Source organism: Pseudomonas sp. So3.2b (assembly GCF_019464415.1).
Classification (GTDB): domain Bacteria; phylum Pseudomonadota; class Gammaproteobacteria; order Pseudomonadales; family Pseudomonadaceae; genus Aquipseudomonas; species Aquipseudomonas shahriarae.
The window spans coordinates 5,529,588-5,555,452 of the sequence record NZ_CP080494.1; the positions used below are offsets into that span (position 1 = coordinate 5,529,588).

The 25,865-nt window shown below is 62.6% G+C and carries 26 protein-coding genes; 12 read left to right on the forward strand and 14 right to left on the reverse strand.

Features of this window, described 5'->3' with window-relative positions; all coding sequences use genetic code 11:
- The gene (locus tag K1X80_RS24910; RefSeq protein ID WP_057441158.1) at positions 1-879 is read right to left on the reverse strand and encodes a DMT family transporter; all 879 of its coding nucleotides are present in this window, start codon (positions 877-879) and stop codon (positions 1-3) included.
- 195 nt (positions 880-1,074) lie between these two features.
- On the opposite strand from K1X80_RS24910, the gene K1X80_RS24915 reads away from it, so the two are divergent.
- From K1X80_RS24915 to K1X80_RS24925, 3 genes are read left to right on the forward strand one after another with little or no spacing between them, the layout of a single operon-like run.
- A complete protein-coding gene (locus K1X80_RS24915) occupies positions 1,075-1,488 on the forward strand; it encodes a hypothetical protein (RefSeq protein ID WP_057958367.1) in 414 nt (137 codons plus the stop codon).
- Positions 1,489-1,540: 52 nt separating this feature from the next.
- Positions 1,541-2,431 carry a neutral zinc metallopeptidase gene (locus tag K1X80_RS24920; RefSeq protein ID WP_057441162.1) on the forward strand — a complete coding sequence of 297 codons (891 nt, stop codon included), beginning with the start codon at positions 1,541-1,543 and terminating at the stop codon, positions 2,429-2,431.
- Positions 2,432-3,409 (forward strand): alpha/beta hydrolase, encoded by a 978-nt coding sequence (locus K1X80_RS24925; RefSeq protein WP_057958365.1) that lies wholly within the window; start codon positions 2,432-2,434, stop codon positions 3,407-3,409.
- Positions 3,410-3,461: 52 nt separating this feature from the next.
- On the opposite strand, the gene K1X80_RS24930 is transcribed toward K1X80_RS24925, so the two are convergent.
- The 3 genes from K1X80_RS24930 to K1X80_RS24940 all read right to left on the reverse strand — a co-directional run bounded on the left by K1X80_RS24930 (position 3,462) and on the right by K1X80_RS24940 (position 5,556).
- On the reverse strand, positions 3,462-4,049 hold the full coding sequence (locus K1X80_RS24930) for an HAD family hydrolase (protein WP_057958364.1): 588 nt from the start codon (positions 4,047-4,049) through the stop codon (positions 3,462-3,464).
- Positions 4,046-4,915, reverse strand: coding sequence for an acyl-CoA thioesterase II (gene tesB, locus K1X80_RS24935; RefSeq protein ID WP_057441166.1), 870 nt, complete (start codon positions 4,913-4,915; stop codon positions 4,046-4,048). Before tesB ends, K1X80_RS24930 begins: the two co-directional genes overlap by 4 nt.
- A gap of 71 nt (positions 4,916-4,986) precedes the next feature.
- Complete coding sequence (locus K1X80_RS24940; RefSeq protein WP_057958363.1) at positions 4,987-5,556, reverse strand: GNAT family N-acetyltransferase; 570 nt, start codon at positions 5,554-5,556, stop codon at positions 4,987-4,989.
- 75 nt (positions 5,557-5,631) lie between these two features.
- Between K1X80_RS24940 and K1X80_RS24945 the strand changes: the two genes are divergently transcribed.
- On the forward strand, positions 5,632-6,552 hold the full coding sequence (locus tag K1X80_RS24945) for a histone deacetylase (RefSeq protein ID WP_169990512.1): 921 nt from the start codon (positions 5,632-5,634) through the stop codon (positions 6,550-6,552).
- A gap of 172 nt (positions 6,553-6,724) precedes the next feature.
- Entirely contained in the window at positions 6,725-7,960 is a 1,236-nt protein-coding gene (locus tag K1X80_RS24950) for a TIGR03862 family flavoprotein (RefSeq protein ID WP_057958362.1), read from the forward strand.
- Positions 7,961-8,078: 118 nt separating this feature from the next.
- Here the strand turns inward: K1X80_RS24950 and K1X80_RS24955 are convergent, their stop codons facing one another.
- On the reverse strand, positions 8,079-9,410 hold the full coding sequence (locus K1X80_RS24955) for a DEAD/DEAH box helicase (protein ID WP_115129057.1): 1,332 nt from the start codon (positions 9,408-9,410) through the stop codon (positions 8,079-8,081).
- 48 nt (positions 9,411-9,458) lie between these two features.
- A complete protein-coding gene (yedA, locus tag K1X80_RS24960; RefSeq protein ID WP_057958360.1) occupies positions 9,459-10,355 on the reverse strand; it encodes a drug/metabolite exporter YedA in 897 nt (298 codons plus the stop codon).
- 160 nt (positions 10,356-10,515) lie between these two features.
- Between yedA and K1X80_RS24965 the strand changes: the two genes are divergently transcribed.
- Positions 10,516-10,974 (forward strand): Lrp/AsnC family transcriptional regulator, encoded by a 459-nt coding sequence (locus K1X80_RS24965; RefSeq protein WP_057958359.1) that lies wholly within the window; start codon positions 10,516-10,518, stop codon positions 10,972-10,974.
- Between the two features lie 423 nt (positions 10,975-11,397).
- On the opposite strand, the gene K1X80_RS24970 is transcribed toward K1X80_RS24965, so the two are convergent.
- The 3 genes from K1X80_RS24970 to K1X80_RS24980 all read right to left on the reverse strand — a co-directional run bounded on the left by K1X80_RS24970 (position 11,398) and on the right by K1X80_RS24980 (position 13,354).
- Positions 11,398-12,009, reverse strand: a complete 612-nt coding sequence (locus K1X80_RS24970) for a PolC-type DNA polymerase III (RefSeq protein ID WP_057441176.1) — start codon at positions 12,007-12,009, stop codon at positions 11,398-11,400.
- A gap of 25 nt (positions 12,010-12,034) precedes the next feature.
- Entirely contained in the window at positions 12,035-12,511 is a 477-nt protein-coding gene (locus K1X80_RS24975) for an NYN domain-containing protein (protein WP_032861784.1), read from the reverse strand.
- A 120-nt stretch (positions 12,512-12,631) separates the two neighbouring features.
- Complete coding sequence (locus K1X80_RS24980; protein ID WP_220172543.1) at positions 12,632-13,354, reverse strand: DUF2076 domain-containing protein; 723 nt, start codon at positions 13,352-13,354, stop codon at positions 12,632-12,634.
- 169 nt (positions 13,355-13,523) lie between these two features.
- On the opposite strand from K1X80_RS24980, the gene K1X80_RS24985 reads away from it, so the two are divergent.
- Positions 13,524-14,186: a YciC family protein gene (locus tag K1X80_RS24985; protein ID WP_057441178.1), complete on the forward strand. Its 663-nt coding sequence runs from the start codon at positions 13,524-13,526 to the stop codon at positions 14,184-14,186.
- Between the two features lie 72 nt (positions 14,187-14,258).
- The gene (locus K1X80_RS24990; RefSeq protein WP_115129061.1) at positions 14,259-15,347 is read left to right on the forward strand and encodes an endonuclease/exonuclease/phosphatase family protein; all 1,089 of its coding nucleotides are present in this window, start codon (positions 14,259-14,261) and stop codon (positions 15,345-15,347) included.
- Positions 15,348-15,489: 142 nt separating this feature from the next.
- On the opposite strand, the gene hrpB is transcribed toward K1X80_RS24990, so the two are convergent.
- Entirely contained in the window at positions 15,490-17,997 is a 2,508-nt protein-coding gene (hrpB, locus tag K1X80_RS24995) for an ATP-dependent helicase HrpB (RefSeq protein WP_057960677.1), read from the reverse strand.
- A 160-nt stretch (positions 17,998-18,157) separates the two neighbouring features.
- On the opposite strand from hrpB, the gene K1X80_RS25000 reads away from it, so the two are divergent.
- Both K1X80_RS25000 and K1X80_RS25005 read left to right on the forward strand, forming a co-directional pair.
- Positions 18,158-18,577, forward strand: coding sequence for a hypothetical protein (locus K1X80_RS25000; RefSeq protein WP_057439025.1), 420 nt, complete (start codon positions 18,158-18,160; stop codon positions 18,575-18,577).
- A 15-nt stretch (positions 18,578-18,592) separates the two neighbouring features.
- A complete protein-coding gene (locus tag K1X80_RS25005) occupies positions 18,593-19,486 on the forward strand; it encodes a cation diffusion facilitator family transporter (RefSeq protein ID WP_057439024.1) in 894 nt (297 codons plus the stop codon).
- Here the strand turns inward: K1X80_RS25005 and K1X80_RS25010 are convergent.
- Complete coding sequence (locus K1X80_RS25010; RefSeq protein ID WP_220172544.1) at positions 19,483-20,466, reverse strand: DUF6515 family protein; 984 nt, start codon at positions 20,464-20,466, stop codon at positions 19,483-19,485. The genes K1X80_RS25005 and K1X80_RS25010 overlap by 4 nt on opposite strands.
- A gap of 417 nt (positions 20,467-20,883) precedes the next feature.
- Here K1X80_RS25010 and K1X80_RS25015 point away from each other — a divergent pair, with 417 nt between their 5' ends.
- A complete protein-coding gene (locus tag K1X80_RS25015) occupies positions 20,884-21,363 on the forward strand; it encodes an Lrp/AsnC family transcriptional regulator (protein WP_003176264.1) in 480 nt (159 codons plus the stop codon).
- A 209-nt stretch (positions 21,364-21,572) separates the two neighbouring features.
- Complete coding sequence (locus tag K1X80_RS25020; RefSeq protein ID WP_057439039.1) at positions 21,573-21,782, forward strand: DUF2788 domain-containing protein; 210 nt, start codon at positions 21,573-21,575, stop codon at positions 21,780-21,782.
- Here K1X80_RS25020 and K1X80_RS25025 read toward each other — a convergent pair.
- From K1X80_RS25025 to K1X80_RS25035, 3 genes are all read right to left on the reverse strand, one after another.
- Positions 21,777-22,412 (reverse strand): pseudouridine synthase, encoded by a 636-nt coding sequence (locus K1X80_RS25025; RefSeq protein WP_057960679.1) that lies wholly within the window; start codon positions 22,410-22,412, stop codon positions 21,777-21,779. The two genes, K1X80_RS25020 and K1X80_RS25025, sit on opposite strands and share 6 nt — an antisense overlap.
- 70 nt (positions 22,413-22,482) lie before the next feature.
- On the reverse strand, positions 22,483-23,946 hold the full coding sequence (amn, locus tag K1X80_RS25030) for an AMP nucleosidase (protein ID WP_057960680.1): 1,464 nt from the start codon (positions 23,944-23,946) through the stop codon (positions 22,483-22,485).
- 208 nt (positions 23,947-24,154) lie between these two features.
- The gene (locus tag K1X80_RS25035; protein ID WP_057960681.1) at positions 24,155-25,804 is read right to left on the reverse strand and encodes an acyl-CoA dehydrogenase family protein; all 1,650 of its coding nucleotides are present in this window, start codon (positions 25,802-25,804) and stop codon (positions 24,155-24,157) included.
- Positions 25,805-25,865: the final 61 nt, after the last annotated feature.

Below are 25,865 nucleotides of genomic sequence, written 5' to 3' on the forward strand. Positions count from 1 at the left end.
TCAACGCCGCCGCTGCTGCCAGGCAGCGGCCAAGCCACTCAGGCAGATCACCCCGATCCCGACCACCGTGGTCAGGTCCGGGGTGTGATTGAACACCAGCCAGCCCAACAGCCCCGCAAACACGATCTGGCAATAGCCGAACGGTGCCAGTAACGCCGGTGCAGCGAAGCGGAAGGCCTGGGTCAGCATCAAGTGCGCGGTCATCCCACAGGTGCCCAGTGCCAGCATCAACAGGCCATGGCCCAGGGTCGGTACCTGCCAGAAGAACGGCACCAGCGCGCTCATCACCAGGGTGTTGCACAGGCCGGCGAAGAAGTTGCTGGTGGTCGGGCTGTCGTACTGGCTGAGGATGCGGGTCAGCAGTTGGTAGAAACAGAAGAACAACGCCGAGACCAATGGCAACAACACCGCCGGGGTGAACAGCTCACCGCCCGGGTGCACAATGATGATCACCCCGACAAACCCGCAGATCACCGCCAGCCACTGGCCCCGCGTCACATGCTCGCCCAGCAGCGGCACCGACAGGGCCGTCACCAGGATCGGCGCGAGGAAGTTCACTGCGGTGGCTTCGGCCAGCGGGATGTAATGCAGGGCAGCGGTAAAAAACAGGCTGGTGCCCAGCAGGCACAACGCCCTGGCCACCTGCAACAACGGGCGCTTGCTGCGCAGTACACGCAAGCCCGATTGCGGCAGGAAAATCCCCGCCATCAGCAACGTATGCACCATGTACCGGGCCCATACCACCATCACGATGGGGTAAAAGCCGGCGAGGTATTTGGACAACGCGTCATGGCTGGAAAACAGAAACGTCGCCAGCACAATCAGCACGATGCCCTTGAAGGGATGGTTGACGCCGGAAAGAGGAGTGCTGAGGGTCATTGAATTCTCGTGCGTGACAGGCTGAAATGACCGCCGCAAGCAGTGGCACTCAACGCGCTAATCTAGAGCGGGTGGTGCATCGGTCTCAAGAGCATAACCAAACAGCGGGCGATCAGCGCACTAAATCGCCTAAACCCAGTCCAACGCTGCACGCCAGCCAGCCATTGCGCTTTTTTTAATCAAGGCCAATCCATTATGAAAAAAACACTGTTTATTCTCTCGACCCTCGCCCTGCTCAGTGCCTGCGATAAAACACCCGAGCCGCCCAAGCCGGCGCCGCCTTCCGTACAAGCGACCCTGGTCCCGGAGACCCTGCCCACCGACAAATGGGTCGGCAAGTGGGTCGGCGTCGAAGGCCTGCACCTGACCGTCAGCAAGGACGACAGCATCGGCCGCGGGCATTACTTGCTGAGCATGCAGTACGGCCTCGATGCCGACGCCTCCGGCACCTTCAAGGGCCAGGCCAGCGAAGACGGCATCACCTTCAACCGCCCGGACGGCCCGCAAATACTGCGTGCCGGCGACGGCGCCGCCACCGGTTTGAAATGGCTGGCTGATAAAAAAGATTGCCTGGTGGTCAATACGGGCGAAGGGTATTGCCGCGAATAACGGCCATACTCAATCACGGCGCTAACAACACGATCATCAAGAGGATTGCCCCATGCTATGGAAAAAGGGTCGACGCAGCGACAACGTGGTCGACGCGCGCAATGACGGCGGCGGCGGTGGCGGCGGCATGCGTTTTGGGGGTGGCAAGGGCCTGAGCCTGACCGCCATTGTGCTGATCGTCGGCATCGGCCTGCTCACCGGCCAGGACCCGATGCAGATCCTCGGGCAACTGAGCGGCCAGATGACTGAACAGGCCCCTTCGGTCAGCCCGCAAACACGCCAGGCGCCGCCCGCCAATGATGAGCAGGCAGATTTCGTACGCGCCGTGCTGGGCGACACCGAAGACACCTTTGGCCAGGTGTTCCAGGAAAACGGCCTGACTTACAAGAACCCCAAGCTGATCCTGTTCCGTGGCCGGGTGAATTCTGCCTGCGGTGGCGCGACCTCCGCCAGCGGCCCGTTCTATTGCCCGGCCGACCAGCAGGTCTACCTGGACCTGGATTTCTTCCGCGAAATGTCCCAGCGCTTCCAGGCGGCCGGCGACTTTGCCCAGGCCTATGTGATCGCCCACGAAGTCGGCCACCACGTGCAAACCCTGCTGGGCATTTCCTCGAAAATCCAGGTCGCACGCCAGCAAGGCCGGCAGATGCAGGGCGATGGTGGCCTGCTGGTCCGCCAGGAACTGCAAGCCGACTGTTTCGCCGGGGTCTGGGCCAACCGCGCGCAAAAGCGCCTGAACTGGCTGGAACCGGGCGATATCGAAGAAGCGCTGAACGCCGCCAACGCCATCGGCGACGACCGCTTGCAGCAACAGGGCCAGGGCCGTGTGGTTCCCGACTCGTTCACCCACGGCACGTCGCAACAGCGGGTTCGCTGGTTCAAGACCGGGTTTGCCCAGGGCCAGATCAGCCAATGCGATACCTTTTCGGCCAAGAGTCTGTAAATGAGTAAACGAGCCGGATGGCTGCTGGGGTTGATGATCGGTTGCGCCACCACCCCCTTCGCCGCCGGGCAGGCGGTCAAGGTTGTCAGCCCCGAGCGTTTCTCCCTGCAAGCCGGCGACCTGAGCCTGGGCCTTAGCCAGGACTGGCGCCAGCCACTACCGCAGATCACTCGGGCGCTGATCATCGTGCATGGGCGCCTGCGCAACGCCCAGACCTACCTCAAAAGCGCCGAAGATGCCGCCGCCCACGCGGGGCAAGGCGCCAACACCCTGGTGATCGCACCGCAGTTTCTCAACGATGCCGATATCCAGCGCCATCACCTGGGCGACAGCGTACTGCGCTGGCACGGCAATGGATGGATGGCGGGCGATTCGTCAATCGGTCATGGCCAGATCAGTTCCTACGGCGCCCTGGACCAGATCATCAAGCACCTGGGCAACCGCCAACTGTTCCCGGCCCTCAAGGAAATAGTGGTCGCCGGGCATTCCGGTGGCGGCCAGGTGGTACAGCGCTTTGCCCTGACCGGCCATGATCACCCGGCCCTGCAAGCCGCCGGCATCAGCCTGCGCTATGTGATCGCCAACCCATCGTCCTACGCCTACTTCAGCCCGCAGCGCCCAGTGCAGTTAGCGCCGGGCAGTTGCCCGCAGTTCAATGACTGGAAGTACGGCATGCAAAAACTGCCGGCCTACGCCAACGGCCAAAGCCCCCAGCAACTGGAAAAAGCCTACGCCGCGCGGGATATCACCTACCTGCTGGGCCAGCAGGACACCGACCCCAACCACCCGGCCCTGGACAAGAGCTGCGCGGCCGAGAGCCAGGGCGCGTATCGGCTGATTCGCGGGCATAACTACTTTGACTACCTCAAGCAGCGGCATCCGCAGTTGAGCCAGAGGTTGATTGAAGTGCCTGGGGTTGGGCATGACGGCGACAAGATGTTTACCTCGCCGCTGGGGCAGAAGGCCTTGTTCCACTAATCCCCCAGGGAAAACCCAAGCCAGCTCCTACCGGTGATGCGTGGTGCCTGGGCTAGATCATCTGGCGCAGTGCTGCGCAGTCTTGCGCATGCCAATCTGCCAGTTCCGGCCATGGGTTTTCGGGCAGGTTGACCAGCACCGTCCGCGTCCCCGCCGCCCGGCCGCAATCCAGGTCGAAGCGATAGTCGCCCACCATGACCATCTCGGCCGGCGCCACATCCCAGGCCTGGGCCAGTTTCAACAGGCCACCGGGATCAGGCTTGGGCGGGGCGTCGTCGCGGCCCAGCACATCTTCCACGGCAAAACAGTCCGCCAGGCCGATGGCTTTCAAGGTGATGTGCGCCAGCTCCTGGGCGTTGCGCGTCAGGATCCCCAGGCGACAGCCCCGTGCTGCCAGGTCGCGCACCAACTCCACCGCGCCCGTGGCCGCTACCGAGCCCAGCGCCAGTTCGCGCTCATGCTCCAGCAACCAGGCATGCTTGGCCGCCGCCTCCGCTGCTGGCAACGCAGCCAGGTGGGTGAGGATGTCATCGGCAGGCGGAATATCCAGGGCCACGCGGATCGCCGCAAAATCATGCACGGCCACCGTGAGGGTGCCGTCCATGTCGAACACCCAGTGTTTTACGTCCGTGAGGCTCATGCCCAATCCTTGCGATGGCGAATCAGGCCTTCCTGGGTCACCGAGGCCACCAGTTGGCCCGCGCGGTTATACACGCTGCCACGGGAGAACCCGCGGGAATTGCCGGCCCATGGGCTGTCCATGGCGTACAGCAACCAGTCATCGGCCCGCAGGTCAGCGTGGAACCACAGCGCATGGTCAAGACTGGCCACTTGCATGTCCTTCTGCCACACGGTCTTGCCATGGGGCAGCAACGAGGTGGTCAGCAGGCCGAAGTCCGAGGCGTAGGCCAGCAGATATTTATGCAGCGCCGGCAAATCGGCCAGGGCGCCATCGGCGCGAAACCACACATACTTGACCGGGTCGGACGGCTGCGGGTTGTACGGATCTTTTTCGGTCACCGGGCGCACTTCAATCGGCTTGGGGCACAGCAGTTTTTCGCGCATGGTCTCGGGGATCAGGTGCGCACGCTGCCGGGTCAGTTCCAGCTCCGACGGCAGGTTCTCCGGGCCCACCACCACCGGCATGGTGGTCTGGTGCTCGAAGCCTTCTTCGTCGTACTGGAACGAGGCGCTGCAGGTGAAGATCGGGTTGCCCTTCTGGATCGCCGTCACCCGGCGCGTGCTGAAGCTGCCACCATCGCGCACCCGGTCCACTTGATAGACCACTGGCAGCCCAGCGTCGCCAGGGCGCAGGAAATAGCCGTGCAACGAATGCACATGCCGCGCTTCTTCGACGGTCTGGCTGGCTGCCGACAGCGACTGGCCCAAGACCTGACCGCCGAACAGTTGGCGAAAGCCCAAGTCCTGGCTGCGGCCGCGGAAGAGGTTTTCTTCAATCGGTTCCAGGGTCAGCAAGTCGACCAGATCTTCCAACACTTGGCTCATTCAAACTCTCCTCACACAAAGCAAAACCGCGCAGTCTTGGCTGCGGCGGGTAATAACATCGGGCGGCCTGCCTATCCGTGCAGCGTATCCAACCATTGGGCGCGGGTGATGCGGTACAACACATGATGGCGCAGCGGATCGTCCGCCGCGAGCCTGGGGTGCTGAAAATCTGCCGCCGGATCGTAATGCATACCGATGGCCTGCATGACTTTCTGCGACGGCAGGTTGGCCTCGGTGGTGAAGGCCACTATTTCTTCCAACTGCAAACGGTCAAAACCACAACGCAATGCAGTCCAGGCCGCTTCACTGGCAAAACCCAGGCCCCAGTGCTCGCGGGCCAGGCGCCAGCCAATCTCCACCGCCGGGGTGAAGTCGGCGTCAAAGCCGACATTCATCAATCCCGTCAGGCCGATAAATTCGCCGCTGTCCTTACGCTCCAGGGCCCACGCACCAAACCCATACTCGGCAAAATGCCCACGTATTCGCCCGATCAATGCCGCGCTTTCCAAGCGGTCCAGGGGTGCCGGGAAATAGCGCATCACCTGCGGGTCGGCGCACATCCGGGCAAACTCCGGCAAATCGCTGTCGCGCCATTGGCGCAACACCAGGCGCGCGCTTTCCAACTGCAGTATCGGCTCCATCGTTCCCCTCCCTTGCCATGTGCGTGAGTGTACAGCGCTGTTAAGATCCGTCGTTGGTTCCTGTCAGAAATTGCCATGCCTTTGCCATTGATCTACCACGACGACTACAGCCCCGAGTTCCCGGCGGATCATCGCTTCCCCATGGATAAATTCCGGCTGCTGCGCGATCACCTGGTCGACAGCGGCCTGACCCAGGACAGCCAACTGCTGCGCCCCGAATTGTGCCCGGCCCAAGTGCTCGCCCTGGCCCATGACCCTGGCTATATCGAACGTTATATGAGCGGTGAGTTGTCCCGCGAAGACCAGCGGCGCCTGGGCCTGCCCTGGAGCGAAGCCCTGGCCCGACGCACCGTGCGCGCGGTCGGTGGCTCGTTGCTGGCGGCCGAGCAGGCTCTGGAACATGGCCTGGCCTGCCACCTGGCGGGGGGCACCCACCACGCCCATTACGATTACCCGGCGGGCTTTTGCATCTTCAATGACCTGGCGGTGATCAGCCATTTCCTACTGGCCAGTGGGCGAGTCAACCGGGTGCTGATCTTCGACTGTGACGTGCACCAAGGCGACGGTACCGCGCGCATCCTCCATGACACACCGGACGCCATTACCGTGTCCCTGCACTGCGAAAAGAACTTCCCGGCGCGCAAGGCCGCCAGCGACTGGGATATCCCGCTGCCCATGGGCATGGGCGACGCCGACTACCTCACGGTGGTGGACGATGCCCTCAACTACCTGCTGCCGCTGTATCAGCCCGACCTGGTGCTGTATGACGCGGGCGTCGATGTGCATAAGGACGACGCCCTCGGCTACCTCAAGCTGACAGACGCAGGCGTCGCCGCCCGTGACGAAAGCGTGATGCGCCATTGCCTGGGCCGCGATATCCCGGTGGTGGGCGTGATCGGTGGCGGCTACAGCAAGGACCGCCACGCCCTGGCCCGGCGCCACGGCATCCTGCACCACAGTGCGGAGCGGGTGTGGACGTCATCAGGTTGTCATTGAAACCTGGGCGTTACCCACAATGCCTGTGGAACGGCCTGTGGATAACTTGAGCGTAACCGCCTGCAAGGCAGGCACCACATAGCATGTAGGAAGGTGTACGTTTTTTGATCAGGCAGTTTCGCGGTCCTCGGGTAGAATGCTCGCCCTACTTCGCCGAACCGCAGTCACCCCCATGCCTCAGATCCCAGCCCAGCCTTTTCACGTCACGATCATCGGCGGCGGCCCCGCCGGGCTGATGGCTGCCGAAGTCCTGAGCCAGGCCGGGGTCCGGGTGGACCTGTATGACGGCATGCCATCGGTGGGGCGCAAGTTCCTGCTGGCGGGCGTGGGCGGCATGAATATCACCCACTCCGAAGCCTACCCGGCATTTCTTTCACGCTACGCCGAACGCGCGTCGGACATTGCCCCCTTGCTGCGCCAGTTTGGTGCCGAGGCGTTGTGCGAATGGATTCATGGCTTGGGCATCGAAACCTTTGTCGGCAGCTCCGGCCGTGTGTTTCCTACCGACATGAAAGCCGCCCCCCTGCTGCGCGCCTGGCTCAAGCGCCTGCGCGACCAGGGGGTAGTTATCCACACCCGGCATCGCTGGCAGGGCTGGAATGCCGACGGCGGCTTAATTATCCACAGCCCGGAGGGCGACAAGACTGTCCACAGCGATGCCGTACTGCTGGCCCTCGGTGGTGGCAGTTGGTCGCGCCTGGGCTCGGACGGCGCCTGGCTCAAGTTGCTGGAAGACCAAGGCGTGCCCTGCACCCCGCTGCAGCCCAGCAACTGCGGCTTCGAGGTGTCAGCCTGGAGCGAATTAATGGTGAGCAAATTCGCCGGCGCGCCGCTGAAAAACGTCGCCATAGGGTTGGCGGATGACAAACCCCGCCTGGGCGAATGCGTGATCACCGCGACCGGTATCGAAGGCAGTCTGATCTACGCGCTGTCGGCGCCGATTCGCGAAGCGATCCACCGCGACGGTTCAGCCACCGTGCACATCGACCTGCTGCCGGGCAAGCCGCTGGACAAGGTGCAGGCCGCATTGGCCAAGCCCCGTGGCTCACGCTCGATGAGCAAGCATTTGCACAGCCAGTTGGGCCTGGATGGGGTAAAGGCTGCGCTGTTACGCGAGTTGGCGCCCACAGGTCACTTCAATGATCCGGCGCAGTTGGCTGTGGATATCAAGGCACTGCCACTGACGCTGGTAAAAACCCGGCCGATGGATGAAGCCATCAGTACCGCCGGCGGCGTACCGTTTGAAGCGCTGGATGAGCGCTTGATGCTCTCGCAGCTACCGGGGGTATTTTGTGCCGGGGAGATGCTGGACTGGGAGGCACCGACAGGTGGGTATTTACTGACGGGGTGTTTTGCCAGTGGGCGGATGGCGGGGCGTGGCATGCTGGAGTGGCTCCAGCGCCGATAGTTGCGGGCAGCTCAGGTCCGCCTTCGCAGGCAAGCCAGCTCCCACATTTTGATCTGTGAACACATTCAAATGTGGGAGCTGCTTGCCTACGATGAGGCCCTGACAGACGCCAAAGAAGTTACTTCTTCTTACGCGGCCCGGTATTAAACACAGGCACTTTGCGCACCGGCTTGATCGACGGTTCCGCCGCCACTTCCCCGCTTTCCACCCACTTGCCCAGGTTGCGCTTACCGCCACCACCAGACGTCTTAGGCTTCTTCGGTTTTTTCGGCTTCTTCACCACCTGCCCGCTGGCATCGGTGTCGGGTACGCGGTGCTCCGGTTCGAAGTCCTGTTCCATTTTGCGGGTCAGGGTCTGGCGGGTCAGCATTTCGATGGCCGAGAGCATGTTCACTTCGTCGGCACACACCAGGGAAATCGCCTCGCCGGTATTGCCGGCCCGGCCGGTACGGCCGATACGGTGGATGTAGTCCTCGGCAACGATGGGCAGGTCAAAGTTGACCACCATCGGCAAATCTTCGATATCCAGGCCACGGGCCGCCACATCAGTGGCCACCAGGATCTGCACCTCGCTGGCCTTGAAACGGTCCAGTGCCCGCTGGCGCGTGGCTTGTGGCTTGTCGCCGTGGATGCCGTCGGCATTGATCCCCAGGCCTTGTAGCTTGTCTACCAATGCATCCACACCGTTGCGGGTCTTGGCGAACACCAGCACCTGCTTCCACTTGCCCTTGCGCATCAGATGCACAAACAGCTCCGCCTTGCGCTTCTTGTCCACCGGCACCACCCATTGCTTGACGGTGTTGGCAGCGACGTTGCGCGGGCTGACTTCGATGCTCAGCGGGTCAATAAGCATCTGCCCGGCCAGCAGGCGGATGTCATCGGAGAAGGTCGCAGAAAACAGCAGGGTCTGACGCTTTTTCGGCAGCATGCGGTAAATGTTCGCCAGCTCTTCGGAAAAACCCAGGTCGAGCATGCGGTCGGCTTCATCCAGCACCAGGGTTTGCAGCTGATTGAGTTTCAGCGCGTTCTGGCGGAACAGGTCGATCAGGCGACCAGGGGTGGCCACCAGCACGTCGACCCCCTTGCGCAGCTTCATCATTTGCGGGTTGATGCTGACGCCGCCATACACCGCGTAGGTGGTCAACGGCAGGTGCTCGGCGTACTGGGCGACGCTGGCGTGAACCTGCTCGGCCAGCTCGCGGGTCGGGCACAGGATCAGCGCACGCACCGAGTTGGCGGTGACTTTTGGCCCTTCCATGGTCAACAGTTGCAGGAGCGGCACGGCGAAGCCGGCAGTCTTGCCGGTGCCGGTCTGGGCCGCAGCCATCAGGTCGCGACCGGCCAGCACCGCCGGAATGGCTTGCGCCTGCACCGGCGTCGGGGTCTGGTAGCCAAGCGCCTCAAGGGCGCGCAGCAAGGGTTCGATCAGGCCAAGTGTGGCGAAAGTCATGTGTTTACCGTAGGAAAAATTCAGCGCAAGGGCGTAATGCGCGGCAGTTTACCTTATTTCCGGCTTCGGCTTGCGCCACTGGGGCAGGCTGATCAACAACACGGCGCTGATAATCACCAACATCGCCAGGGCTTCTTCCAGGCCAATGGTCTCGCCGACAAACACGATGCCCAGCAACACCGCCACCGCCGGGTTGACGTAGGCATAGCTGGTGGCCGCTGCCGGACGCACGTGCTTGAGCAGGTACATATAAGCGTTGAAGGCGATGATCGAGCCAAAGACGGTCAGGTAAGCCAGGGCCAGCCAGCCTTCCACCGGGGGCATCGCTTGCAGGTGCTCGCCCTTGAGTGCACTGCCGATCAACAGCACCACCCCGGCGATCAGCATTTCGGCGGCGCTGGCCATGGCGCCCTGGGGCAACGGCAAGTGCCGGCTCCATACCGAACCAAAAGCCCAGGAAGCGGCGGCAAACAACAGCAGCCCAGCGCCCAACGGGCTCGATTGCAGGTTGGAGCCCATATTGAGCATGGCAATGCCGATCATCCCCAGAATCACCCCGGCCCACTCCAGACGGGTATTACGCGCGCCCCAGAAATATCCACAGAGCAAGGTAAACAACGGCACCGTCGCCACGGCCAGCGCAGCGACACCGGAAGTCACGCCGCTGTGTTCAGCCACACTCACTGCGCCATTACCGAAGGTCAGCAGCAAGATGCCGATCATGCCCGCGGCCTTCCACTGCGCCCAGGTCGGTGCCGGCACCCCGCGCCAGCGCAGGTAGCCATACATCAGCGCCCCCGCAGTACAGAAGCGAATCCCCGCCAACATCAGCGGCGGCCAGTACTCCACGCCAATACGGATCACCAGGTAGGTAGACCCCCAAATCACATACAGCGCAAAAAAAGCTGCGATCAACGGTAAGGGAAAACGACGTGGGCCAGGCATGGGCAGCTCTGCAGCAGGACAAGGGATCGTTATTTTAGAAATCCACACCAGTAAACATAAGTTACAAAACCTGTTTAAAGCGCCCATACACTTTTCAAATCATGGTTATCAGGGCTATAAGCCTTGTATTCGAAAGCCCGCCATTGCCAGAGCCTTATTCATGGACAAATACGATCGCATGCTTCTCAGCGCCCTGCTCAAGGATGGGCGCGCCACTTACGCGCAACTGGCCCGCACCGTAAACCTCTCCGCCCCCGCCGTGGCTGAACGCGTGGCCAAGCTGGAGGCCAGCGGAGTGATCACCGGTTACCAGGCCAAGGTCGACCTGTCCAAGATCGGCCTGCCGATCCAGTGCACGATTGAACTGCGCTTGACCAAAAACGGCAGCCAGAAAGTCTACGACGCGCTGGCAGAAATCCCCGAACTGACCGAATGCCATCGGGTCACCGGCGACCCGTGCGTGATCATGCAGGCGGCGGTGGGTTCGATGCCGGAACTGGAAAGCCTGATCAACAGGGTGGCGAAATTCGGGTTCAGCAAAACCTCGATCATCTTGTCGAGCGCCGTAGAGCGGCGGTTGCCGTTGGGGTATTTGGAGGGAAAGAATGGCGGCGCCTGAGCGAGCGCTATCGCGGGCAAGCCCGGCTCCCACAGTTGACCCGATTGCCCGGACTGGATGCGATCCCATGTGGGAGCTGGCTTGCCTGCGATAGCGGTGTATCAGGCCAAAATATCTCAACTGACACACCACCATCGCGAGCACACCCGGCCCCACAGCTAACCCGATTGCCCGGGCTGGATGCGATCCCATGTGGGAGCTGGCTTGCCTGCGATAGCGGTGTATCAGGCCAAAATATCTCAACTGACACACCACCATCGCGAGCACACCCGGCCCCACAGCTAACCCGATTGCTTGGGCTGGATGCGATCCCATGTGGGAGCTGGCTTGCCTGCGATAGCGGTGTATCAGCCACGAATACACCAACTGGCCTACCCACACCCGACGCCCACATTTTGCTCTTTATCGTTCTGAGAATCGGGATCAGAACCCGCGATGTTTCTTCAGATGGTCATTGATCTTCGCTGCCGGCACTTTTTGCAGGCTGCACAGCAGATCATGGGTCAACTCGCGCAAGCCGTGGGTGCGGCGCAGTTCCTGGGCCAGGTGGGCGGTGAGGTTGGCCGCCATTTCAGCATCCGCCATCGCCCGGTGAGCCTTGCCGGTGTGGGGCAATTGCGCATAAGACGTCAGGGTGCCGAGTTTGTGGTTGGGCGCCGTGGGCATCAGCCGGCGGGCCAGGAGCAGCGAGCAGGCGAATTTTTGCAGGCGGGTGCGGCGGATCAGGCCCAGTTCGAAGTCCCAGAACTTCTGGTCGAACGCGGCGTTGTGCGCCAGTAGCGGCGTGGTGCCAACAAATTCATTGACCTCGTTCATCACCCGCTCGGCCGGCGGCGCGCTGCGCAGCATGGCATTGCTGATGCCGGTCAGCTGCTCGATAAACCCCGGCACGCGCACACCGGCGTTCATCAGGCTCTGGTAGCGGTCCACGATCTGGCCCTGCTCCAGGATGACCACGGCGATTTCCGTGGCCCGGCAACTGCTGCTCGGCGAGATGCCGGTGGTTTCAAAGTCGATGACCGCTATACGTTCCAAACCTGTTCCAACCCCATCTGAAAATCTATTTGAGCAACAACGCGCCTTCGATAGGCACGTAGCGACTGGCCGCGCGGATCAACGAATTGGCCGTCAGCCCCGGCACGCCGTAGGCCACGGCTTCGACGCCATGTTTATGGATGATGCGGTCGAGCAACATATCGAAATCGCCATCACCCGAGGCCAGCACCACTTCATCGACATGGGCGGCGGCGTCCATGATGTCGATGGTGATGCCCACGTCCCAGTCGCCCTTGGCCGAGCCATCGCTGCGCTGGATGTACGGCTTGAGCTTCACGGTAAAGCCCAGGTTGCGCAGGATCTGCTGGAATTGCTGCTGCTTGCTGTCGCCACGGTCGATGGCATAGGCGTACGCCTCGACGATCTGCCCGCGCTGGCTGATATCGGCCCACAGGGCGGCGTAGTTGAAGTGGCAGCCATAGGCCTGGCGCACGGTGTAATAGAGGTTCTGCACATCGGCGAACACTGCAATTTTTTTCACCGTATATCCTCATCGCACTGGCGGACGTGATGGCCCGCAAAGGTCGCCAGTATGCCAGCCAAGAGGAGGTTTCCGAGAAAAATCAGACCGGGGCGACAGCGCGCCCCGGTTCAGTGGGTGTCAGACGAAGGAGTCGTCGTCGCCAAAGAAGGAAGAATCGTCGGCATAACCGCTGTCGGCGCTGTCATTGTCAGCGAAACGCTGCTCGTCATTGCCCCAGCCGCCGTTGTCACTGGCAGGCGCCGGCTCTTCGCGAACGATCTCTTCCACCACCTGCGGCTGCTGGTTGTGGCTGAACAGGCTGCTGATACCTTGGGCCAGCATCACACCCCCGGCCACCCCGGCGGCGGTTTTCAGGGCGCCACCGAGAAAACCACCACATGCGGGCGCCGCCTGCTGGGGTTGCTGATAGTTCTGTTGTGGGGTGCCAAAGCTCTGTTGCGGCGTCGGCGCGCTGAAGCCGGGCCGAGTCGGCTCGCGCCAACCACCCGCGCCAGAGGCCGGCGCGCTCGGCGCAGGCTGCGGCTCGCGGGAGCTGCCGCCAAAGATGCTCGACAGGAACCCACCACCGCTGGTGGCCGGCTGCGTTGTCTTGGCCCGTTGCAGTTCATCCTGCAATTGCTGGATCTGTTGCGCCTGCTGCTTGTTCTGCGCATCCAGGCTTTTGATCGCGGCTTCCTGCACCAGAATCGCCTGGGTCATGAAATACCCGGCGGCCGGTTGGCGAGTGATGTGCTCCTTGATCCGCGCTTCTGCCTGGGCGTCGCGGGGGGCTGAGTCCGTTTCGGCTTGCTGCAACCGTGAAAACAGTCCGTCGATCAGGGTTTGCTCTTCGCTGTTCATGGCGACCTCGTTAGATTGCCGGTAAAAATCTGCGTCCCGCCCGCAATGGGCAAGGTACGCCACCAGTAATGGGGCTGGCCCGCAGCGTTTCAATGATCTTTACCCAAGGTTTACGTTTGTCGGTGATCGGTTAAAGTGTCCGCTGCTTTTTCCGCCTGTGATGACTTTGATGAATCCGTTGACCGTTCTGCGCGACTCTTTCTACTTTTTCCAGCGCAACCTGGGCGCCATCGTGCAGTTGTGCCTGCCCTTGGTGATCCTGGAGGCCGTGCTGCAACAAGTGCTCGATCGCACCCTGGGCCCGGAGGCGTTTACCGGCTACAGCATGATCGTGGGTTTGCTGGTGTATCCGCTGTACACCGCCGCCCTGATCCTGTTTCTCGACGCCCGCAGCCGTGGCGAGTCGCCGCGCACCGCCGCCGTGCTGGCCATGGCGCTGACCTTGTGGCCACGCTACGCGTTGCTGACGGCCATGAGCACCCTGCTGATCCTGCTGGGGCTGTCGTTGTATTTCCTGCCTGGGCTGTGGCTGATGGTCACCCTGGCCTTCGCCGAGTACTTGCTGGTGCTGCGCGGGATGCCCGCGCTGGCGGCGATGAAGGAAAGTTTCCGTCTGACCCGTGGGCACTTTCTGCGCATCCTGGTCTGCCTGTTGTGCGTGATGACCCCACTGTGGCTACTCAAAGGTGCCAGCGTCGCAGCCTGGCCCGACCCGCAGAACCCGCTGCTGGCGGTGCTGATCGACAGTGCCCATAGCTTCTTGCAGCTGTTTACCAGCGTAGTGCTGTTCCGCCTGTTCATGCTGATCGCCGGTGATGCCGACGCTCGCTAACGTGCTCCCTGGGCTCCCGGCCACCGGTCGGGTATGCTCGGGGCCTGTCCCGCAGCGCCATAAGGCGAGCCGATGACCCGTTTACTGCGTAAAACCCTGGTAGGCCTGCTGATCCTCGCAGGCTTGCTGACGGCCCTGATCTACAGCCTGACCTGGCGCCCCGCCGACAAACAGACCCTACCCGTCAGCTGCGTGGCCCCGCGTGCGCCGACGCTGCTGCCCGGCCAGGCACTCAAGGTGATGACCTGGAACGTGCAATACCTGGCGGGCAAGAACTATGTGTTCTGGTACGACACCCCCGACGGCAGTGGCCCGGACGAGCGCCCCACCCCTGAAGACATGGCCTCCAGCCTGGACGAAGTGGCGCGGGTGATCCGTGACGAACAACCGGACGTGCTGTTGCTGCAGGAACTGGACGAAGGCGCCAAGCCATCCCACTACCAGGACCAACTGGCGCTGCTTCAGGAGCGGCTGGTGGACCTCTACCCGTGCAGCGTCGAGGCCTTCGACTGGAAAGCCGACTTTGTGCCCGACCGGCATATCTTCGGCAGTGTCGGCCGCAAGCTGGTGACCCTCAGCCGCTACCAGATCGAACATGCCGAACGCCTGCAACTGCCGGTGGCCCCGGCCAACCTGATCAGCCGTCAGTTCCAACCCAAGCCCGCGCTGCTGCTCAGTTACCTGCCGTTGAGCGACGGCGGCCAACTGGCGGTGCTCAACACCCGCCTGGACAACGCCGCACCCGGCCACAGCGCGGTGCGCGAGCAGGTCGAGGCGACCATCAAGCTGCTGGATAAATTCGAAAGCCGGGGCACGCCGTGGCTGATTGGCGGGGATTTCAATCTGTTGCCCCTGGGGCAGTTCCTGCGCCTGGACGCCGACAGACGCGGGCAGTATTCGCCGGACAGTGAGCTGCATCTGTTGTGGGATAAATACCCGATGGTCCCCAGCAACAGTCAATCCAGCGGGATCGACCGCGCCCAGTGGCTGACCCACTTCCCCAATGACCCGGGCCTCGATGGGCCGGACCGTACGGTGGATTATCTGTTCTATAGCCCGAGGCTGAAGAAGGTTGAAGCGCGGGTGCGGCAGGACGATACATTGCGTATTTCCAATCATTTGCCGGTGATTGCACGGTTCCTGCTGCCCGCCGCGCAATAGCCCACAGCACACAACCCGATGTGGAATAGGGTTGGTGTAGGAGCTGGCTTGCCTGCGATAGCGCTGGGTCAGTTGGCCAGGTTCTGGCGGACAGATCGCTATCGCAGGCCAGCCAGCTCCTACATTCAGATATTAAGCACGATTACTTGCGCGGCTTGATCCGCGCGGTCGCTTCTGCCACCAACGGGTCATCGGGCCAGTAATGCTTGGGATACCGCCCCTTCAGATCCTTCTTCACCTCGGCGTAGGTACTGCGCCAGAAGTTCGCCAGATCCTGGGTCACCTGCACCGGACGCCGCGCTGGCGATAACAAGTGCAACTTCACCACCTGCCGTCCACCGGCGATGCGCGGGGTATCGGCCAGGCCAAACAGTTCCTGCAGGCGCACCGCGAGAATCGGCGGATGCTCGCTATAGTCCAGGCGCACCGATGAGCCCGAAGGCACCTTCAAATGATGGGGCGCCAGTTCGTCCAGGCGCTGGGGCAGCGGCCAGGGCAGCAGGTTATGCAGGAAGCTGGAAAGATCCAGGTTGGCGAAATGGCTCAAGCGCGAGACCTTGCCCAGGTACGGCATCAGCCAATGTTCCAGGCTGGCGAGCAACGCGCTGTCACTGACGTCGGGCCATTCGCCGGGCTTGCCGGAGTCCAGTTGGCGCAGCAGCATGACACGGGCCTGCCACTGGCGCAGCTCCGGGGTCCAGGGCAGCAGTTCCAGGCCTTTGCGCCGCACCAGGTTGACCAGCGCCTGGCTGCGGGCGGACTCGTCCAGGCCGGTCAGCGGCTCGCGGCTGAGTACCAGTTCACCGACCTTGCGCTGGCGTTCGGCACGCAACACGCCTTCGCGCTCGTCCCAATCCAGCTGGTCGAAAGAGCGCACCTGTTCGGCCAATACCGAGTCGAACAGCGTCGGGTCGAAGTCTGCAGCCAGGTAAATCCGCTCTTCACGCTGGCCCTGGCGGCTGCCCAGGTCGGCGATGACCAGCCACGGCTGCTTCATCAGGCTGTCAGCTTCGGCAAACAGCGCGGCGCGCCCATTGGCCAGACGATATTCGGCACCGCCCGCACGGCGTTGTTGGGCCACCCGGTCCGGGTAGGCCAGCGCCAGCAGCGCCCCCAGCCAGCGCGGGTGATCGGGATCAGCCACCGGCTGTTCGGCCTTGCCTCTTAGATAGCCGCGATATTGCCGGGCCAATTGCCGGGCCCGCTGTACGCCGCCTTGAGTACCACGGGCGCGTTCCTCGCCGGACAACAAGGCCAGGCGACTGTGCACATCCGCACCGGCACCGCGCAAGATGTCGCGCTCGCCCAGCAGCGCGGCGACATCACACGCCATGTTCGCCAGCCCCAAGTCCTGGCCGCGCAACAACAAATGGGCGATACGCGGGTGCGCCGGCAGGCTGGCCATTTTCTGTCCGTGGGGGGTCAAGGTCGCGTCCTTGAGCGCCCCCAGGCGTTCGAGCAAGTCCTGGGCCTGGGCATAAGCGGCAGTGGGTGGCACATCGAGCCACACCAATTGTGCTGGCGTCACGCCCCAGCGCGCCAGTTGCAGGGCCAGGCCGGCCAGGTCTGCCGAGAGAATTTCCGCGCTGCCATAGGCCGCCAGCCCTTCATGCTGGTCCTCGGACCACAACCGATAGCACACGCCCGGCTCCAGCCGCCCGGCCCGGCCGGCACGCTGGGTGGCGCTGGCGCGGGAGATGCGCTGGGTGTCGAGACGGCTCATGCCGCTGCCGGGGTCGAAACGCGGAACCCGCGCCAGCCCGGCGTCGATCACCACCCGCACGCCATTGATGGTCAGGCTGGTCTCGGCAATGTTAGTGGCCAGTACCACCTTGCGCTTGCCCGCCGGCGCCGGGTCGATGGCCGCTCGCTGCGCTGCCAGGTCAAGCTCGCCATGCAGCGGGCACAGCAGCACATCGCCGCGCTCACCGAGGGCATCCGCCAACTGTTGATGGACCCGGCGAATCTCCGCCTGCCCCGGCAGGAACACCAGCACGCTGCCGGTTTCGTCGTGCAGGGCTTCAAGAATGGTCTGCACCAACCGCGGCTCGATAAATTCCCCAGGCTGGAACGGCCGCCCCCAGCGCATCTGCACCGGGTACATGCGCCCTTCACTGCGCAGGATCGGCGCGTCGTCGAGCAGCCCCGACAGGCGTTCACCTTCAAGGGTGGCGGACATCAGCAGGATTTTCAGCGGTTGTTCATCGCGAAACAGCTCGCGGCCATTGAGGCTCAGGGCCAGCGCCAGGTCGGCGTCGAGGCTACGCTCGTGGAATTCGTCGAAGATCAGCAGACCCACGCCATCCAGTGCCGGGTCATCCTGCAGGCGCCGGGTGAGGATGCCTTCGGTGACCACTTCAATACGGGTGTTGGGGCCGACCTTGCTGTCCAGGCGGATCCGGTAGCCGACGGTTTCCCCGACCTTTTCCCCCAGCTCACTGGCCAGGCGTTCGGCTGCGGCGCGGGCGGCGAGCCGGCGGGGCTCAAGCATCAGGATGGTTTGCCCGGCCAGCCAGGTTTCGTGCAACAGCGCCAACGGCACCCGCGTGGTCTTACCGGCGCCGGGCGGTGCTTCGAGCACGGCTTCATGGCGCGTCGCCAAGGCTTCACGCAAGGCGGGTAAAACATCATCGATTGGCAACGAATTCATACTGGCTCCAAAGCAGAGCGGCGAGTATAACGGCGAACGGCTGGATATCGGTGCTCTCTCAGGCGCGGCCATGTCCCTTTGGAAGGGCTCCCACATTAGAGGGGTGGCACCTGGTAGATCTGCTTTATAGTCACACCCTACAAGTGTTCAGGAGAGTCTCATGCGTATTGCTTCCCGTGTCATCGGCGGTGTTCTGGCCGTCACCCTGTTGAGCCAGCTGACGGCCTGCGGTTCGATTTTCTATCCTGATCGCCGTGGCCAGATCGACGGCAAGATCGACCCGGCAATTGCCGTGCTCGACGCGGTCGGCCTGCTGTTTTATGTGATCCCCGGCCTGATCGCCTTTGGCGTGGACTTCGCCACCGGCGCAATTTACTTCGAGCCCGGCAAAACCGCACAAGTGGCCCCCGAAAAACTGCAAGAAGCCATCGGCGCCGACGGCAAGGTGGATAACACCAAGCTGCAAACCATCATCGAGCACGAAACCGGCCGCAACCTGCCGCTGGACGACCCGCGCCTGATCCAGTTCAAGGGCAGCGTGCAACAACTCGCGTCCCTCGGCCTGCAACCTGCTGCGTAAGGACCTGATTGCCCCATGAACACCAGCACCGAACACGCCCGGCTATTGCGCCTGGCCACCCGCGCCTCGGTCGGCGTGGCCAGTATTCTGATTATCGGCAAAGCCATCGCCTGGTGGTTCAGTGGTTCGGTGAGCATGTTGGCCGGGCTGACCGATTCGCTGCTCGACGGCGTGACGTCACTGCTCAACCTGCTGGCGGTGCACTACGCGCTGCGCCCGGCGGATGATGATCACCGCTACGGACATGGCAAGGCGGAATCCCTGGCGGGCATGGCCCAGGCGCTGTTTATCGCCGGCAGCGCGGTATTGATCGCCTTCCAGGCGTACCAACGCCTGCAGCACCCGGAACCCGTGGGCGCGCCCTGGCTGAGTATTGCAGTGATTGTGATGTCGCTGGTGCTGACCGTGGCGCTGCTGGCCGTGCAACACCGGGTGATCCGCGAAACCGGCTCGAACGCGGTGCGCGCCGACTCGCTGCACTACCGTTCCGACTTGCTGCTCAATGGCAGCATTCTATTGGCGCTGGTGCTGGCGGCCTTCGGCTGGCATCAGGTCGATGCCTGGTTTGGCCTGGCGATCGCCCTGTACATCTTGTGGAGCGCGATCCAGATCGCCCGGGAAAGCTTTGCCGTGCTGATGGACGAAGAACTGCCGGCAGACGTCAGCCAGCACATGCTGGAACTGGCCTGTAGCGTGCCCGGCGTACTGGGTGCCCATGATTTGCGCACGCGGATTTCCGGCAACCACTGGTTTGTGCAGTTGCATCTGGAGTTGCCGGGGGAGTTGAGCTTGTCGGTAGCCCATGGCATCAGCGACCAGGCCGCCGATGCCATCCATCAGGCCTACCCACGGGCCGAGGTGCTGGTGCACGCCGACCCGCAGGAAGTGGTCACGGGCAGCAAGGCCTAGTAGGTCACCTGGTACCCGCGACTGCTCAGGCAGTTGCCCTGGGCCTGGCGGTAGGTTTGCACCACCGCCGGCGCAGGCGCGTAGGTGACGGTCTGGGGGTCGAAGCCGCTTTGCTGCACCGCCCAGCGATAGCAATCGTAACCGTCCTGCTGCACCTGGGCGGGAGATTGGCCATTGGCGGGATAGGCCACCACGTCATACCCGTTGCCCTGGGGCGTCGGCTGCGGCGGCATGGCCACCGGCGGTTGCACCACCACGTACTGCTGGGTGCTGGTCTCGTAGCTGTAATAGGCGCCAGCGGCGAGGAAAAACAGCGCACTGCCGACCCACACTTCCCGCGCATAGTCCGGCAGGTAATGCACGCGGATCCCATAGGGTGGCGTGACTACGACGTAGCGCGGGCCCTGGGGCCGGTACCAATAGCCGCCCGAGAAAAAGTAATCCTGGCCGCGATAGGGCACACGGTAATTGCGGTCGGGGAAGCGGTCCACCGTGTAGCCGGGCCGATACTGCGGGCCGGGGCCCCAGCCGTTGCCATGGCCGTCGGGGCGGCCTGGCCAGCGGTTATCATTGGGGTGGCCGTTGTAGCCAGGCCGCGAGCCAGGGCCACCGGTTTGCCAATGCGGGCTGCCATCATTGCGCCGGGGAATGTCACGGTAGTTGCCCTGGCGCGGCTCCTGGGTCTGGCCCACGGAATCGGGCCGGCCCTGGATCGGCAGATTGCTCCCCGCCTGCGGTGCCGGGCGCGGCGCTTCATTACCTTGAGGGCGAGCCTGCCACTGGCCGTTCTGGCCGGCGCGCTCTACCGGTTGGTTTTGCGGGCGCGGCTGGCTGTGTTCCGGCCCCCGCTCATGCGGTCCACCACCGCCCTGCGGGCCTTGCCCCTGGCGGGGTGCGTTGTCTCGTTCGTCGGCCATCACCTGCGTGCCCAAGGTGACCATCAACACACCTACACCTGCCAAACGCCAGATGCGCTTCATGCTATTCCTCACTGCGGATTAGGGCCTGTGCATGAGACTGGAAAAGCCGGGCCCGGTTCTGCGACAGGTTATCAGTCACCAGCACAATTTTCGCCGGCAAAAGAAAAGGGGCGACCCGTCGGTCGCCCCTTGAGAACTTCGTCCTGGCTCAACGCTTATGACGTTGGCTCACCTCACGCCGTCTTGTGGACAGTGTGCAGCCCGGGGGCCGGCACAACCCGGTGGGGTTGGCGGGCCGCAGCCGGCCTGATTGGGCGGGCTGCTGTGGACTCTATGTCCGGGCAGTGATTCTGTTGGTAATCATAGGCGTGAGGGCCCGACAGATGATTGCGAAGATTGCGTCAATAAACAGTGCTTGCGCAATTTTTAACCCTGGATAGATAATTCGCAGCAATAGTTACGACAAAGGCCAGCCCCATGAGCAAACTTGACCGATACGACCTGAGTATTTTGGCGGAATTACAGCGCGACGCGAGGATCTCCAACCAGGAGCTGGCCGAGCGGATCGGCCTGTCACCGTCACCCTGCTCACGCCGGGTCAAGCAATTGGAGGACGACGGCTACATCTCACGCCAGGTCGCCCTGCTCGACCGCAAGATGCTGGGCCTGAGCCTCACGGCCTACGTGTTGATCGGCATGGACCGACACACGCCCGAACGTTTCGAGAACTTTGAAGCGGCGATCCGCACCTTGCCGCAAGTGTTGGAATGCAGCCTGGTCACCGGGATGGATGCCGACTATCAGCTGAAGGTGGTGGTGCCGGATATGGACCACTATCAAAAACTGCTGCTGGGGCACCTGACCCGGATTGAGGGCGTGACCAGCGTGCGCTCCAGCTTTGTGCTGAACCAGGTGCTCAACAGCACGGAGTTGCCGTTGACTCACCTGCGTACCTAAGACGCCACCCCCATCCCATGTGGGAGCGGGCTTGCCCGCGATAGCGGTCTTGCAGGCACACCGCTATCGCAGGCAAGCCAGCTGCCACTTTTTGCCCATGTTCAGGCAATGACATCAGGGTGCGACGCACCGACGCAGGTCAACTTTGAACCTGCCCCCTTGCCTTATACTCCGCGCCTGCCTTTGTCGGAAACTGCCCAATGAATTCGATTGACCCCGTGCTGTTTGAAGAGTGGATGATGACCGGCCTGGTCACCATCCTGATCATTTTCATGGGCTTTATCGTCTGGGACCTGGCGAAGAAATCCAAGGCTGGGCGCTTTGGCTCGCTGATTCTGTTCTTCGTGCTGGGCCTGGGCGTGGCCGCGTTTATCATCAAGAGCGTGGTGATCGGCCTGATTGAGTCCGGGGCTTTATAAGCGCGCCGGCACTTCGCGGTACTGGCCTTGGCCCAGGCCTTCAATCGACCAGTCGCCGATTTTCACCCGCACCAGACGCAAGGTCGGCAAGCCCACGGCGGCGGTCATGCGCCGTACTTGACGGTTGCGCCCCTCGCGAATCACCAGCTCCAGCCAATAGGTCGGGATGTTTTTACGAAAACGTACCGGCGGGTTGCGCGGCCAGAGTACCGGCTCGTCCAGTCGCCGGGCTTCAGCCGGCAAGGTCATGCCATCGTTCAACTCCACACCGGCGCGCAGACGTTGCAGATGCTCCTCGGTGGGCTCGCCCTCCACCTGCACCCAATAGGTTTTCGCCAGTTTGTGCTTGGGGTCGGCAATCCGCGCCTGTAACTGGCCATCGTTGGTCAGCAGCAACAGGCCTTCACTGTCCCGGTCCAGGCGCCCAGCCGGGTAGATGCCCGGGATATCAATAAAATCCTTGAGCGTGGCGCGACCGCCTTCGTCACTGAACTGGGTCAGCACATCAAAAGGTTTATTGAACAGGATCAGCTTCGGCTCGGCCGGCGGCGCCTTGGCGACACGGCGAGCAGCGGCATGGGGAGGTTTCACGCCAGGGCGGCGCGAGTCAGGGCGGGCAGGACGGGACATGGCAATGGAACATCTAACGGTCAGGACCGACCATGCTAGTGGCCTGACCGTTAAATAACCACCCCGCTATTTAGCGGAACGGCGGCTCGTCAAAGCTGCGCAGCTTGCGCGAGTGCAACGAGTTGAGCTCGGTGCGCAACAAGTCCACTGCCTCGATACCGATCTTCAAGTGCTGGCTCACAGCCCGTTCATAGAACGCGTTGGCCGAACCTGGCAACTTGATTTCACTGTGCAACGGCTTATCCGACACGCACAGCAATGTGCCGTAAGGCACCCGCAAACGGTAGCCTTGCGCGGCGATGGTGCCGCTCTCCATATCCACGGCCACGGCGCGGGACAGGTTGATCAGCGGCCGCTCCTGGGCCCAGCGCAGTTCCCAGTTGCGATCGTCGTAGGTCAACACGGTACCGGTGCGCAGGCGCTTTTTCAGTTGCTCGCCCTTCTCGCCCGTGACGTTAGCCGCCGCTTGTTGCAATGCCATCTGCACTTCGGCCAGGGCCGGGATCGGAATGTTCGGCGGCACCACGCGGTCGAGAATGCCGTCGCGCCGCATATAAGCGTGGGCCAGCACATAGTCACCGATGGTCTGGGATTGGCGCAGGCCACCACAGTGGCCAATCATCAGCCAGCAATGGGGACGCAACACCGCCAGGTGGTCGGTGATGTTCTTGGCGTTGGACGGGCCGACACCGATGTTGACCAGGGTCACGCCGTGGCCGTCACTGGCCTGCAAGTGGTAGGCCGGCATCTGATAACGGTGCCAGACCACGCCTGCGGCGATGGCAGACGCTTCACCATGGTCCATGCCTTTTTCGATGATCACATTGCCCGGCAACACCATGCGGATAAAGCGTGGGTCGCTGCGCAACTGTTCCAAGCCATGGACGATGAACTGGTCGACATAGCGGTGGTAGTTGGTCAGCAGAATCCATGGCTGCACATGGCGCCAGTCGCTGCCGGTGTAGTGCACCAGGCGACGCAGGGAAAAGTCCACGCGGGCCGCATCGAACAGTGCCAGGGGCAGTGGGTCGGTGTTTTCCCAGTCATACAGGCCATCGGCGATGCCATCGGTGGCGGCAGACAGGTCGGTGCTGGGGAACACCCGTGCCAGGGTCGCGGCCGTTACACCGGAGCCGGCCAGTTCATCGCCCTGCTCGACCACGTACGGATAAGGGATGTTCTGCTGGCTGACGCCCACTTCCACCGTCACGGTGAAGTCGTGCATCAGCGGCACCAGTTGTTCCAGCAGGTATTTGCGAAACGCTGACGGATGGGTGACGGTGACGCTGTAAGTGCCCGGCAACTGCACCTTGGCATACGCGCGGGTGGTCTGTGGGACTTCGCCGTGGCAGTGGTAGGTCAGGCGCAGTTCCGGATAGCGAAACAAAGCACGCTGTGCGGCGTCGGGCTCGACGCGATCCTTGAGGTATTGCTTGAGGGCCTGGTTGAGCGCGCCGGTAGCACGCTCATGCAGAGCCGCCAGCCGGTCCACGGCCTCTTCGGCGGTTTGAACGACAACAAAAGCTTCGGTCACGGTAGGCTTCCTGTTTTCTTACATGCAGGAGGTCATCTTGCCTGCATCGCTGCCAGACGCAAACTCTGAATTGGAATGCCCACTGAAGATCAATGCAACCGCTGTAGGAGCTGGCTTGCCTGCGATGGCAGCGGGTCAGCCAATATAGAGGTGGCTGACCCGCTGCCATCGCAGGCAAGCCAGCTCCCAGATTTTTTACCGGTTTTATTCAGAGAGACGGAGTTGAGCGGGCGACGATGGCCTGTACATCCACACCTCGTGGCAAGGTGCCATATACCCGTCCCGACGACTCGCCCAAGCGGCTGGCTATAAACCCATCGCTGACACTGGCATTGCCCGCCTCCAGCAGCAATTTGGCCTGCAGGGCCACGGCAATATCCTCGGTCAACTGCCGCGCCCGGTACTGGATATCCTGGGTATCCATAAACGCCGACTTCAATTGCTCGATATGTCGGGCCAGGCGTTTATCGCCATGTCCATCGCCCAGTTCGACAAACAATGTCTCCAGCACACCGGGTTCTTTCGACAAGGCCCGCAGCACGTCCAGGCATTGCACGTTGCCGGAACCTTCCCACGTCGAATTGACCGGCGCCTCACGGTACAGGCGCGGCAGGATGCTGTCCTCGACATAGCCGGCGCCGCCCATGCATTCGGCGGCTTCGTTGATCATCGCCGGCGCACGCTTGCAGATCCAATACTTGCCCACCGCCGTCACCAGCCGCGCGAACTTGGCTTCCTGCTCATCGGCCAGATGGTCCAGCGCCCGGCCCATGCGCAGGCTCAAGGCCAGGGCCGCTTCACTTTCCAGGGCCAGGTCCGCCAGCACGTTCTGCATCAACGGCTGTTCACTGAGCACGCGGCCACCGACCAAACGATGGGCGCAATGATGGCTGGCCTGGGTCAGCGCCTGGCGCATCAAGGAACTGGAGCCAACCATGCAGTCGAAACGGGTCATGGCCACCATCTCGATAATGGTCGGTACGCCACGGCCTTCTTCGCCGACCATCCACGCCAGGGCGCCGCGGAATTCGACTTCGCTGGAGGCGTTGGAGCAGTTGCCGAGTTTGTTTTTAAGGCGCTGGATATAGAACTGGTTACGCGTATCGTCCGGGCGCTGCCGGGGCAGTAGGAAACAGGTCAAACCCTTGTCAGTCTGAGCCAGGGTCAGGAAGGCGTCGCACATCGGCGCCGAACAGAACCACTTATGGCCCACCAGCTCATAGGGTTGGCCTGGGCCGCCGGCGCCCACGGGGTAGGCGCGGGTGGTATTGGCCCGGACATCGGTGCCGCCCTGTTTCTCGGTCATGGCCATGCCGATGGTTGCGCCGGCTTTATGGGCGATGCCGACATTGCGCGGGTCGTATTCAGTGTTGAGGATTTTCGGCAGCCAGGTGTCAGCCAGATCCGGCTGCAGGCGCAGGGCCGGCACGCAGGCGAAGGTCATGGTCAGCGGGCACCCCGTGCCAGCTTCGGCCTGGCTATGCAGGTAGGTCATGGCCGCGCGGGCGACATGGGCACCCGCCTGGGGATGGGCCCAGGGCAGCGAAGGCAGGCCATGCTCGACGGCGGTGCGCATCAGTTCGTGATAGGCCGGATGAAACTCCACCAGATCAATGCGGTGACCATAGCGATCATGGCTGTTGAACACCGGCTTGTTCTGATTCGCCAGGAACCCCGCCGCCATCAGTGGCCCACCCGCCAAGGCGCCGTAGGCGTCGATGCGGGCCTCGGCCCAGCCTGCCCCAAAGCGCCGCGACCACTCCTGCAAGGGCAGGTCGAGGCGATACAAATTGGCGCCATCGAGTGACGGTGGCTGGTTGGTAACGTCGTGGGTTTCGGCGAACTGGTGCAGATTCATGACGGGCCTCCTGATAAAAGGCCGCGTTGATTGAGGCCTTGAATTCAGTTAAGCATCGTCA

Bases quoted from the DNA above. Each gene is read 5' to 3' on its own strand.
- tesB (WP_057441166.1), bottom strand. From the start codon at position 4,915: ATGAGCCAAGTGTTGGAAGATCTGGTCGACTTGCTGACCCTGGAACCG.
- K1X80_RS24980 (WP_220172543.1), bottom strand. From the start codon at position 13,354: ATGAACAGCGAAGAGCAAACCCTGATCGACGGACTGTTTTCACGGTTG.
- K1X80_RS24955 (WP_115129057.1), bottom strand. From the start codon at position 9,410: ATGACTTTCGCCACACTTGGCCTGATCGAACCCTTGCTGCGCGCCCTT.
- K1X80_RS24910 (WP_057441158.1), bottom strand. From the start codon at position 879: ATGACCCTCAGCACTCCTCTTTCCGGCGTCAACCATCCCTTCAAGGGC.
- K1X80_RS25025 (WP_057960679.1), bottom strand. From the start codon at position 22,412: ATGTCCCGTCCTGCCCGCCCTGACTCGCGCCGCCCTGGCGTGAAACCT.
- K1X80_RS24965 (WP_057958359.1), top strand. From the start codon at position 10,516: ATGGACAAATACGATCGCATGCTTCTCAGCGCCCTGCTCAAGGATGGG.
- K1X80_RS25035 (WP_057960681.1), bottom strand. From the start codon at position 25,804: ATGAATCTGCACCAGTTCGCCGAAACCCACGACGTTACCAACCAGCCA.
- K1X80_RS24915 (WP_057958367.1), top strand. From the start codon at position 1,075: ATGAAAAAAACACTGTTTATTCTCTCGACCCTCGCCCTGCTCAGTGCC.
- K1X80_RS24990 (WP_115129061.1), top strand. From the start codon at position 14,259: ATGACCCGTTTACTGCGTAAAACCCTGGTAGGCCTGCTGATCCTCGCA.
- yedA (WP_057958360.1), bottom strand. From the start codon at position 10,355: ATGCCTGGCCCACGTCGTTTTCCCTTACCGTTGATCGCAGCTTTTTTT.
- K1X80_RS24925 (WP_057958365.1), top strand. From the start codon at position 2,432: ATGAGTAAACGAGCCGGATGGCTGCTGGGGTTGATGATCGGTTGCGCC.
- K1X80_RS24945 (WP_169990512.1), top strand. From the start codon at position 5,632: ATGCCTTTGCCATTGATCTACCACGACGACTACAGCCCCGAGTTCCCG.
- hrpB (WP_057960677.1), bottom strand. From the start codon at position 17,997: ATGAATTCGTTGCCAATCGATGATGTTTTACCCGCCTTGCGTGAAGCC.
- K1X80_RS24950 (WP_057958362.1), top strand. From the start codon at position 6,725: ATGCCTCAGATCCCAGCCCAGCCTTTTCACGTCACGATCATCGGCGGC.
- K1X80_RS25010 (WP_220172544.1), bottom strand. From the start codon at position 20,466: ATGAAGCGCATCTGGCGTTTGGCAGGTGTAGGTGTGTTGATGGTCACC.
- K1X80_RS25005 (WP_057439024.1), top strand. From the start codon at position 18,593: ATGAACACCAGCACCGAACACGCCCGGCTATTGCGCCTGGCCACCCGC.
- K1X80_RS25015 (WP_003176264.1), top strand. From the start codon at position 20,884: ATGAGCAAACTTGACCGATACGACCTGAGTATTTTGGCGGAATTACAG.
- K1X80_RS24985 (WP_057441178.1), top strand. From the start codon at position 13,524: ATGAATCCGTTGACCGTTCTGCGCGACTCTTTCTACTTTTTCCAGCGC.
- K1X80_RS24930 (WP_057958364.1), bottom strand. From the start codon at position 4,049: ATGAGCCTCACGGACGTAAAACACTGGGTGTTCGACATGGACGGCACC.
- K1X80_RS25000 (WP_057439025.1), top strand. From the start codon at position 18,158: ATGCGTATTGCTTCCCGTGTCATCGGCGGTGTTCTGGCCGTCACCCTG.
- K1X80_RS24940 (WP_057958363.1), bottom strand. From the start codon at position 5,556: ATGGAGCCGATACTGCAGTTGGAAAGCGCGCGCCTGGTGTTGCGCCAA.
- K1X80_RS24920 (WP_057441162.1), top strand. From the start codon at position 1,541: ATGCTATGGAAAAAGGGTCGACGCAGCGACAACGTGGTCGACGCGCGC.